This window comes from Proteobacteria bacterium CG1_02_64_396 (genome assembly GCA_001872725.1).
Classification (GTDB): Bacteria; Pseudomonadota; MNWR01; order CG1-02-64-396; family CG1-02-64-396; genus CG1-02-64-396.
This window is the reverse complement of the sequence record MNWR01000087.1, coordinates 1-9,310: the sequence shown is the minus strand read 5'-3', so window position 1 is coordinate 9,310 and position 9,310 is coordinate 1. Positions and strand designations below refer to the sequence as shown.

General features: G+C 65.8%; 9 protein-coding genes and 1 pseudogene. All 10 read right to left on the bottom strand.

The window, feature by feature from the left end:
• The 10 genes and pseudogenes from AUJ55_10190 to AUJ55_10145 all read right to left on the bottom strand — a co-directional run bounded on the left by AUJ55_10190 (position 1) and on the right by AUJ55_10145 (position 9,275).
• Positions 1-3,462 (bottom strand): annotated as a pseudogene (locus tag AUJ55_10190) (hypothetical protein).
• The gene (locus tag AUJ55_10185; GenBank protein ID OIO55498.1) at positions 3,459-3,728 is read right to left on the bottom strand and encodes a hypothetical protein; all 270 of its coding nucleotides are present in this window, start codon (positions 3,726-3,728) and stop codon (positions 3,459-3,461) included. The pseudogene AUJ55_10190 and the gene AUJ55_10185 overlap by 4 nt, the downstream one beginning before the upstream one ends.
• A gap of 83 nt (positions 3,729-3,811) precedes the next feature.
• Positions 3,812-4,282 (bottom strand): hypothetical protein, encoded by a 471-nt coding sequence (locus tag AUJ55_10180; protein ID OIO55497.1) that lies wholly within the window; start codon positions 4,280-4,282, stop codon positions 3,812-3,814.
• Positions 4,283-4,344: 62 nt separating this feature from the next.
• A complete protein-coding gene (locus AUJ55_10175) occupies positions 4,345-5,292 on the bottom strand; it encodes a hypothetical protein (protein OIO55496.1) in 948 nt (315 codons plus the stop codon).
• Positions 5,293-5,305: 13 nt separating this feature from the next.
• A complete protein-coding gene (locus AUJ55_10170; GenBank protein OIO55495.1) occupies positions 5,306-5,758 on the bottom strand; it encodes a hypothetical protein in 453 nt (150 codons plus the stop codon).
• The gene (locus AUJ55_10165; protein ID OIO55494.1) at positions 5,758-6,189 is read right to left on the bottom strand and encodes a hypothetical protein; all 432 of its coding nucleotides are present in this window, start codon (positions 6,187-6,189) and stop codon (positions 5,758-5,760) included. Before AUJ55_10165 ends, AUJ55_10170 begins: the two co-directional genes overlap by 1 nt.
• Before the next feature lie 3 nt (positions 6,190-6,192).
• Positions 6,193-6,456: a hypothetical protein gene (locus AUJ55_10160; protein ID OIO55493.1), complete on the bottom strand. Its 264-nt coding sequence runs from the start codon at positions 6,454-6,456 to the stop codon at positions 6,193-6,195.
• Between the two features lie 60 nt (positions 6,457-6,516).
• On the bottom strand, positions 6,517-7,440 hold the full coding sequence (locus AUJ55_10155; GenBank protein OIO55500.1) for a hypothetical protein: 924 nt from the start codon (positions 7,438-7,440) through the stop codon (positions 6,517-6,519).
• Positions 7,441-7,653: 213 nt separating this feature from the next.
• Entirely contained in the window at positions 7,654-8,070 is a 417-nt protein-coding gene (locus tag AUJ55_10150) for a hypothetical protein (protein ID OIO55492.1), read from the bottom strand.
• A 53-nt stretch (positions 8,071-8,123) separates the two neighbouring features.
• The gene (locus tag AUJ55_10145) at positions 8,124-9,275 is read right to left on the bottom strand and encodes a hypothetical protein (protein OIO55499.1); all 1,152 of its coding nucleotides are present in this window, start codon (positions 9,273-9,275) and stop codon (positions 8,124-8,126) included.
• Positions 9,276-9,310 lie beyond the last annotated feature (35 nt).

The following is a 9,310-nucleotide window of genomic DNA, read 5'->3' as shown; positions in this document are numbered from 1 at the left end:
GGGGACGTAGTGCAGACCCTCACGAGCCGGGATACCCGGCCCCTGTTTGATCGCCCGCAGCAACGTCGTGACCGCGGTGATCGTGGAGGTCGAGGTCGAGGGTATGGAGACCGGCACCGGGACTGGAACGGGACGGGGGATCTCGACCGGGGCGGGTACCGGAATCGCCACCGGGGCCGCATTGACCCGGTGGCCATTGGCGCGCCAAGCGTCCGCCTGATCGGCGGTCAGGACGGCCTCGCGAGCGTGGGCGGTGACCTGGAAGCCATCGTAGGGGACGTAGTGCAGACCCTCACGAGCCGGGATACCCAGCCCCTGTTTGATCGCCCGCAGCAACGTCGTGACCGCGCTATTCATGGCGGCGATCTCGGCAGCCACCGCGTTTTGCCCGTCGGTGAAGATCTGCCCCATGTCGAGCAGCTTGCCGTCGATGCCCGCCAGCAGGTTGTCCGCCTGCTCTTGGTAGTTGGCGGGGGCCTGTTCGCGCAGCCGTTGTTCCACGGCCGCCAGGTCGCTCAGCACCATCTGGTTGGCATCGAGCGCTTGGATCCCGTTGGCGTAGACGTTTTGCTCGAGCTGGAGCAGCTGCGGCGCCAGGGCGTTGAGCTGATCGCCGAGGGCGGCCAACTCGCTGCCGGTGGCGGTCTGGGCGCGATCGCGCAGGGTTTGCCACTGCGTTTCGAGCTGTGCTACCTGCTGGACTGGGGTCAGCGCCTCGAATCGAATCCGGGCCAGGGTGCCGTGAATCGCATCGGCGGTGTCGATCATCTTCTGTTCGAGCTGCACCTGGGCCTGGACCGCGCTCAAGGTGGCATCGCGCAGCGCCGACAGTTGCTTGATCTGCTGCTCTTTGAGCGATGTGTCGGCCACCGTCGCCAGAGTATAGGCGTCCCATGCGGCTTGAAGCCGAGGCAGGTCGGCTTGGGCCTGCGAGATCTGAGACGGCAGTGCCCAGTATTCCTGCATCACGCCAGCGTTGGGGGCGTTCGGATCGGTCAGCAGCTGCGGATTGGCCAGGAGATAATCGACCAGACTCCGGTTCCCGTTGAAGTCGGCCATCATTTGGTGGTAGATCTCGGCCTTCCGGGCCTGCATCTGCGCGATGGCGGCCTGTGCTTCCGTCACTGTTTGATCCGGCCGAACCGGCGCCTGGTTCACCACGATGGCCGCGAGCTGACCCTCCAGGCTCTGCAAGGTATCAGGCGCGCCGATCAACGACTGGCGATCCTTGGCAATCTGCCCTCGCAAACTCGCCGCCTGGTTGCCCAGGTCTCGATAGATCGCCCCCAGGTCGTTCAGACGCTGGGTCTCTGCGTCGTAGCGCCCCATCACGGCTTGACGCAGCTGGTCCTCGGCGTCGACCCGTTGCTCGGTGGCCATGCGGGACTGCTGTACGGCGTCGAGGGCCTCGTTGACCTGGGTGGTCCAGTCCGCGCCGCTGGCGGTCAGGCGTGCGAGGTCGCTGTCGACCGCCTGCAAGGCCTCCTGTTGGGCGATTTGGTAGGGGCTAGGCCCCGAGGCCTCTGCGCCCCCGAACAGCCCACCGGCCAGCAACAGCCCCCCGGCCACAGCGCCCATCGCCCAGGGGTTGGCGCCAGCCAGGGCGAAGCTTCCGTCCTCGCCGGGGGCACCGAACATCCGCGACATCAGCCACTGGGACTCGATCTGACTGATGGCGCCGATCATGGATCGTTTGAGGGTGTCCCCCAAGTCGCGGAACGAGACCCGTCCCTTGCTTTGTATTTGTTCGAATGCCGAGGCCATATACCCCTGCATCCCGTCGGCGGTGCTCTTCCACAGGCTCAGTGTCTCGGTCGCCACGGGCGGGGTCGGTTGCTTGGTGGTCAGCTTTTGCAGCAACCTCTCCAGCTCGGCGATCCTGGCTGGATCGGTGGCTCGGTCGAGTTCGGCCAGCAACAGATCGACCGCCTCCCAGGTTTTCTGCACGGCGGTGTCGATCTGTTGGGTTCCGGCCACAACGCTGTCGACGTACTTGCTCCACCCGGCATCGAGGGCGGCCAGACGGTCGGCCTGCCGTTTTTCGGTCTCGTCGGTGGTGGCGGCCAGAGCCAGCACTTCGGCGCGCTGCGCCTCGTAATCGGCCCGCATCTGCTCGGTCTTGCTCTGGCTGGCACCGGTGAGTTTGTCGATCAGCGCCTGGGTCTTGGCGGCGACCTGCTCTTCGGCGGACGACAACACCGTCATGCCCGCCGCCGTCTGCTGGGCGGTGTCGCCCAGCTGCGCCACCGAACGGGCGGCGGCCTCGGCCGACCCCACCACAATCTGGAGCGATTGATCGACCTCGCCGAGCACCGCATCGCGGAACGCCCGACCCTGCTGGGCCGCCGCGTCGAATTCGGCCCCGAACACGCGGACGGATCCGGTGGTTTCGGCGGTGCTCGCCTTGATCCCGGCCGACACACCGGCCAGTTCGTCCCCCAGGGCGACCAAGCGGTCGACGTGGGCGTTTTGCAAACCGGCGGCGATGGTGTCGAGAGGGGCAAGCAGCGTCTGGATCGTGCGATCGCCCGCATCGGCCATCCACGTGAGGACCCCCGCAAAGGTCTCTTGCAGCAGCACGGTGCCCGTGATCAGCCCAGCCAGGGCCAGCCCTCCGGCGACCTTGAGGATGTGCCAGCCGTCGACCATGAACTGCATGGCGGCGGGGGCGCCGACCGACAGGGTGGGGATCAACTCGTTGTTGAGGTAGTCGACCGTCGGGATCAGGGCCTTGGCCAGGGCGGCCCCCGCGACCTCTTGCAGGTCACCGAGGTTATTGTGCAGCTGTTTGATGCGTCCCGAGTCGGTGGCGGCCAGCCTGGCGTTGACCCCCCCGACCTGGGCCTCCATCTCGGCCAAGATCAGAGCGAAGTCCTTGCCCTTCTTGGCCTCCTCACTAAAGGTGATCCCCGCTTGAGCCAGCTCACCCACCATCCCCATCGAGGCCTTGCCGACCATGTTGGCGGCCTGGACGGTATCGCCCCCCATCTTGGCGGCCAGGTCGGCCATCAACCGGGTGGCGCGGGGGAGCATGTCGTCGGTGATCTGGCCGTAGGTGGTCAGGAAGGACTGGCCCCGGATGATCGCCTCATCGCCGATGATGCCGTCCCGCTGCACCTCGCTGGCCAGGGTTTGCAACTGGCCGCTGAGCCCGGCGGTGGTGCGATGCATCGAGGCGAGGGAGGCGTCGAGGGAGGCGACTGCCTGCTCTTGGACGGCGCTGGCTTCGAGTAACTGGTGTGCGAAGCGCAGGGAAAGGTAACCGCCGACCACCCGTTTGAGGGTGTTGACCGTGCCCGACATCTGCTCCATCGAGGCGCTGGCTTTGCGCCCCGATTTATCGGTTTGGTCGACCTCGCCGTTGAATGCCCGCACCGAGGTCTGGCCCGACTTCGACGACGCTACCACCGACGTCGAGTCGCCCAGCATCTTCAGCATCAGGGTCATCTCTTTAGCGATCACTCGGGTCGGCCCTCTCGATGTAACTTGTCTTCGTGCTTTCGTAGGTCCGCCTCGGCGGCGGCGATGAGGTGCAGGGCGTCCAATTGCCAGGCGGGTTGTCCCAGCGGTCCGCCGGGGAGGGGGTTGGTCTCGCGCCAGGCCCACAGATGAAAGACCAACTCCCACTCGGGCAGCAGACGGACCGGGCAGCCGAGCCCCCGGTCGTCGAGGGGCACCCAGTAGTCGTCATCGTCCTGGGCGGCGCAGTCGTCGGGGTCGGCGGGCATCCTACCCGCACCGCCGCCGCCGAAATCGGCACGCGGGCACTTCCCACACGACTTGCCAGAGGCCCAGGCCAAGGCCGCCCGCCTTAGTTTTTTCGGTCGGTCTCCGACAACGTGTTGTGCTCGGTCAACGCCCTGAAGATCTCCTCGAACACCTCGGGCTCGCGAATCGCCTCGGCCGCCTCGGGGCCGCTGAGGGTGATCGCCTTGCCCTGGCCGTCGGTCAGGTTGCGGACCTCCCGCACCCCCCTGCGGAACACCTCCACCAGGTACCCGGCGTAGGCCTTGCGGTGAGCCGCCAGCGCCTCGTTGTTGCGCCGGGTCGTCGCGGGGTCGTCGGATTGGGGGATGTCGTACACGAGCACCATCTCCCCTTTTGCGCCCCCTTCGAGCTGCTCCTTTTTGAGGCGAAAGGGGGAACCGGGCTGGTCGTAATCGAGCGCCTTGCGCTCGACGGCGTTGAGCTCGCGCAACACGAAGACGGTTTGCTCTTCCTTGGGTAGATCGCGCTCGGCGGTGAGCACATATTCACAATCGCGACCGGCAATTCTCAGCATGGGAGACCTCTTTTTGGGGTGTTTTTGGGGTGTTAAAGGGTGCTTAACGCGACGGTCTCGTCTTACGGGGCTGGCGCCGTCACCGTGAGAGAGAAGGGGGAGACCCCGACCGCGTGGTGGATCTCCCACACCTCGTCGGAAAGTTCGGTCCCCTTGTGGTCGACGGGGGTCGAGTCCTTCTTGATCGCGGTCGGAATGTCGAGCACCGCGCCGTTCCAGGTGAAGACGAAATGGACGCTGGTCGCGGCGAGGATCGAGTCCCACTCCTTTTCGGAGGCGACGGCATCCCGACCGATCTTGAGGGTAGGCATGGCGTTGGTGACCACCACGGTCACACCGCCGGAGCGGGGGTCGTCTTCGAATTTCAAGCCGAAGTCGAGCTCGAATTGGGTGATGCTGATGGTCGACCCATCGGCGGTGACCGCCAGGCCACTGGTGAACAGCAACAGCGTGCCGGTGGCGGTGGGGATGCCCGCCGGGATGACCTCTCCGGCGGTGGGCATGACGAAGGGGGCGCGCGCGTCGACGCTCAGCAGAATGGGCTGGTTCACCCCCCCCTTGAGGGTGGCGGTGCCTCGGGCGGTCGCCGCGACGTACTTCTTGCCTCGCTCGTAGCCATAGAAGGTCGAGCTCGGGGCGGCGAAGTAGTCGGTCGGTTCGAGCAGTTCGTAGACGACGTCGCCCGCGTTGATCGTCTCGGTCATCTGGCACGCTCCCGAGAGGATCTCGCCCACCACCGGGAGGGGGGCGCCGTTGGCGGCGGGGGCCCACAGGGGGATATCGAACTTAATCGGAATGACCTGGGCGCCCGTGTCGAACTGAGGATCGTTGTGGCCCCACCCGTCGCGTGCTTGGTTGTCGTTCGCCATCGGCTTGAGGTCGGGCTTGAAGCGTTGCAGGTTGTAAAACTTGGGAATCCCGTGGGTGGCCGGGGTCAGGGCCTCGGCTACGCCGGGGGAGGTCTGGCGACCGTGCAGCAGCGCACGTTGATTGGAGCGAACATTGGCCATGACGGCCTCCTATTCAGTATCGGACGACGGACCAGGCTTGCGCCCAGAGGGCGGCCTGTTGACTGTTTTGATCGGCCCCCCCGGCCATGGGCTTTTCTTGCCCCGCCGTCAAGGTTCCGAACCCGGCCAAGAGCTGGCCGTTGAGCAGAGATCGGGATTGGTCCAGCAGGTCGTAGACCCCCTCGGACCGGCGCAGACCATCGGTCGGATTGCGCAGGCTGCGGGCGCCAAAGATGAGCAACCCCGAGAACTCCTGGTCCTGCTGGGCCTGGGTGCGCAGCGCGCCGGGGCGCATCCCGGTACTGACGAACAAAGCGCCGGGGAGATTGCGCAACACCTGCTTGAACGCTTTTTGCAGGTCCATATCGGGGAAGGGCTCGATGTCGCGCAGCGCCCCCCCGTTGGCGAGCAGCATCGGGGCGAGCATGGCGACCACCCCGTCCTCGAAATCGCTGTGGCGACTCATCAAAAATTCCGCAGGGTGTCGGCGCTGAACACCCGGTCGGCGGCCGTCTTGGTCGCCTCGGGGAAGTTGACCACGGCGGCGCTGGTGGCGGTGGCCGCATCGAGCTTGATGACGCCGCTCGCGATCTTGTCCAGACGCTTGCGGGCCTCGCTGGCTCGACTCCGCACATCCTCGGGGGCGGTGCGTCCAGCCCAGAGGCGATCCCAGACCAGGTCGCAGCCGATGCCCTTGACGACCTCGGGCACCGGCGCAATCGGCAGGGTGTAGCGACCCCGCAACGCCCCATCGATTTCGGAGTCGACCGTGGCAATCGCCGCATCCACCTTGGCGGCGTCATGGCTGCCGGTGCCCGCGCTGTCGGTCAGGTCGACCAGATCGAGCGCGCCGTTGGGGTAAGCGAGCAGATCGTCGATGGTGAGGTAGACGCCCATGGGTTACTTGGCGACCTCGGCGGATGCGCCTACCCCCACGGGGGCCGACGCTTCGGGGGCTGCCTTCTTGGGCTGGACCTTTTTGGGGTCTGGGGCTGCCGGTGTGATCTTGGCAGCGGGGATCTCCGGCACCTTGCGCAGCGCCCCAACCCCCACCAATTCCTTGGCCTCCTTATCGTCCAGCTCGATCAAGCCGTCGTCGGGGCGGTGCTTGGACCCGTCCTTTTGCTTGAGGGGGGTGAACACCTCGTAAAACGCCTTGGCCATGTCGGCCTCCTATGTTGATTCGGGGTGAGCACCAGGCCGGGTTGCCCCGGCCTGGGACCGTTACGCGGGATTCTGGAAGAGGAAGGCGGCGGCCATGCCGGAGAGGACCGGTTTGCGCTCGTAGGTCACCGGGTAGATCCAGCTCTTGGCGTTGCGGTCGCGGTAGGGCTCCTCGACCATGGGGTGTCCCTCCATGGTGTAGGTGTATCCGTAGCTCGGCTCTTCTTGGTCCATCGACCCCAGGGCGACGTAGGCCAACACGGCGTTGTTACCCCAGATGTCCTTGTTCGCGGCGGCCGTCTCGTCGTAGTAGATCGACTCGCCCACCACTACCCGATCCAGTCGCAGCAGACGGGCCAGCATCTCCTCGGTGATCGAATCGGGGGTGGTGTACTTGAACTTGTCGACCACGCTGGCGTGGTAGCGCAGGGCGTTGAAACCGACGGCGGAGCACAGCAACACGTTGGGGCGGATGCCGATCGAGGCGCGGATCGCCTCCTTGCCATCCTCGATGTCGGGCAAGGGGGTGCCGGTGGAGGCCGTCCACTTGGTGACCCCCGACAGAGCCAGTTTGTGGTTGGCGTCGTAGTTGGTGGCATTCAACGCCACCCCGGCCTGCTCGACCTCCAGGCTGCGCCGGAGGATCTTCATCACCTTGTTGACGGCGCGGGTACCCAGGTTGATGCCGGGGACGCGAGCCGCGTCGCGGCTGATCTCGTCGGGCACCTTGCCCTCAAGCGATTCATTGAACAGCGAGTACTGCTTGCCCAGGTATCCGAACTCGACCCGTTTGGTGTTGCTGCCAGGCGCTCGACGAGCGTTGTAGAGCTTGAAGTCCTCGGCGCCGAATTCGATGACCTGACCCCCGGATACCTGCACGGGCACCGACGGGAAGAGGTTGTGACCGACGAAGCCGGGGTCGCGATACCCTTGGGCGACATTACTCAGGATCGGATCGATCACCCGCGCCTGGCCGGGACTCAAGACCCCGGCAAAGACCAGCCCGGCCCCGAGTCCGAGCGGATCGGCGTGGGCGACAAGGCAGAGCGGATCGATCAGCAGGACAGCGCCCAACAGCAGCATGACGAGGGTGACCAGGACATCCCGGTCGAGGAGGTGGGCCAAGCGTTTCATGGGTGGCTCCTTTGCGAAGCGTGAACAGGTATTGAAAGGTATTGAACGTGTCGTGAACGGCGCTCAGCGGCGCAAGAAAACCTCGCGGAATTCGCCCGCTCCGCCGGAGGCCTCCAGGGCGTCGGCGAAGATGTACTCGGGAAGATCGCCGCCGGTCAGGATCGCCCCGTTGGCGGCGGAGCTGGTGACGGCGGTGGCCCCTGCAGCGACCGCAAGCGCTCCGGTGCTGGCGATGGCGCGACCGCTGGAATCGACGATCAAAGAATCGCCCACGCTGAAGGCGCCGCCGGTCTCGATGACGGTGGTACCGGAGGCCTCGGCGGCCCCGTCTTCGCCGTCGGCGGCCGCATAGCGATTGACCCCTTGCACCTTCTGACCCTGCACGGTGGCCTGGGCGCCGTCGAAGCCGATGGCGCGATTGGCCGCCACCGCCCCGGAGGCGGTGAAGATCAGGGTCAAGGTGGCAATGGACTGGCTCATGACTGTCTCCTATATATAAATAGGCAAATGCGTTGGATGGGGGTGTAGCCGCCTTAGCGACCGCCCACCTTTTGCACGGCGACCAGGTAATCGACCCCGTGCTGCTCGGCGTAGGCGAGGGCCTGGCGGTGAATCCGGGCCTTTTCGGGGTCGACCGAGAAACCGGTCGGGGGGATATATCCGGCCCCCTCACCGCCCTCGTCACCCTGCGCCGAGACCTCGCCGAACTCGACCTGTCGGGGCAGCCGCCTGATGAACCCCTTGAACCAGGCCTCTCCGGTGTCCTTGAACTTCTCGTCACCCTCGCCGAACTCGATCACATCGGTCGGAGCGTCGGCGGTCATGAAGGCGACCAGCCCGGCTTGATCGGCGGGGAGCACCCGGCAGCCGTCGGCGACCAGCTTTTCGACGAAGGCGGTCGCATCGTCGCGACGGGCTTTGCGGTCGAGGTCGCGCTGCTTTTCGGCGAAGGCGGCCTCTTGCTCTTCCATCTTCTTCTTCTGGGCCCGCAGATCGGCGAGCTCCTTCTTCTCTTTTTCGTCCACGTCGTCCTCCTTCGGGAGATCGGTTTCGGAGTAGGAGGACGACGCCCCCCCCTCCTCGGGTTTCAGGGCATCGGGTTTCAGGGCATCGCGTTGCAGTTGGTCGAGCTCCCAGGTGGGAACGATCTTGTCGGCGACCTCGCCGCTGAACTGCTCGATCAACCACTCGCGCAAGCGGCGAAAAATCCCCACCTCGATCTCGTCCTCCCACTCGCCGAACTCGATGGTCACCACCTCGTCGCCATCCCCGAACTCGAACTGACGCAGCCCTTTGATGGCTGGGGGCTGCGCGCCGAGGAAGCCCACGTGACGCAGGTAGTACACGCCGGGGACGGGGTTGTTGGGCGAGGTGGGGGGGTAGAACGAGGCGGAGACCTTCTTGAAGGCGCCCGCACCGAGCATCTCGGCAAAGTCGGGGTTCACCTGGTGGGGCTCGGCCTCCAGGTTGCCTCCCTCGCCGCTCAGCTTGCGCACCCAGCCATAGGCGGGGGCGTCGTGCTGGGGGTGACCCACCACCAGGGGGGCCTCATGGAGGTCCGGGTCGTAGGCGTCGATGGTGGCCCGAATGTCGTCCTCACCGAACGTGAGGGTCTGGCCACCCATCGAGGTATGGGTGCCCGCTGCGAAGCAGTGGATGGTCTTCGGTGGATTGCCCTTGGCCATGGCGCCCTCGTGGTGGGGTGTGGGGTGCTTGAACG

Bases quoted from the DNA above. Each gene is read 5' to 3' on its own strand.
- AUJ55_10185 (OIO55498.1), bottom strand. From the start codon at position 3,728: ATGCCCGCCGACCCCGACGACTGCGCCGCCCAGGACGATGACGACTAC.
- AUJ55_10180 (OIO55497.1), bottom strand. From the start codon at position 4,282: ATGCTGAGAATTGCCGGTCGCGATTGTGAATATGTGCTCACCGCCGAG.
- AUJ55_10175 (OIO55496.1), bottom strand. From the start codon at position 5,292: ATGGCCAATGTTCGCTCCAATCAACGTGCGCTGCTGCACGGTCGCCAG.
- AUJ55_10170 (OIO55495.1), bottom strand. From the start codon at position 5,758: ATGAGTCGCCACAGCGATTTCGAGGACGGGGTGGTCGCCATGCTCGCC.
- AUJ55_10165 (OIO55494.1), bottom strand. From the start codon at position 6,189: ATGGGCGTCTACCTCACCATCGACGATCTGCTCGCTTACCCCAACGGC.
- AUJ55_10160 (OIO55493.1), bottom strand. From the start codon at position 6,456: ATGGCCAAGGCGTTTTACGAGGTGTTCACCCCCCTCAAGCAAAAGGAC.
- AUJ55_10150 (OIO55492.1), bottom strand. From the start codon at position 8,070: ATGAGCCAGTCCATTGCCACCTTGACCCTGATCTTCACCGCCTCCGGG.
- AUJ55_10145 (OIO55499.1), bottom strand. From the start codon at position 9,275: ATGGCCAAGGGCAATCCACCGAAGACCATCCACTGCTTCGCAGCGGGC.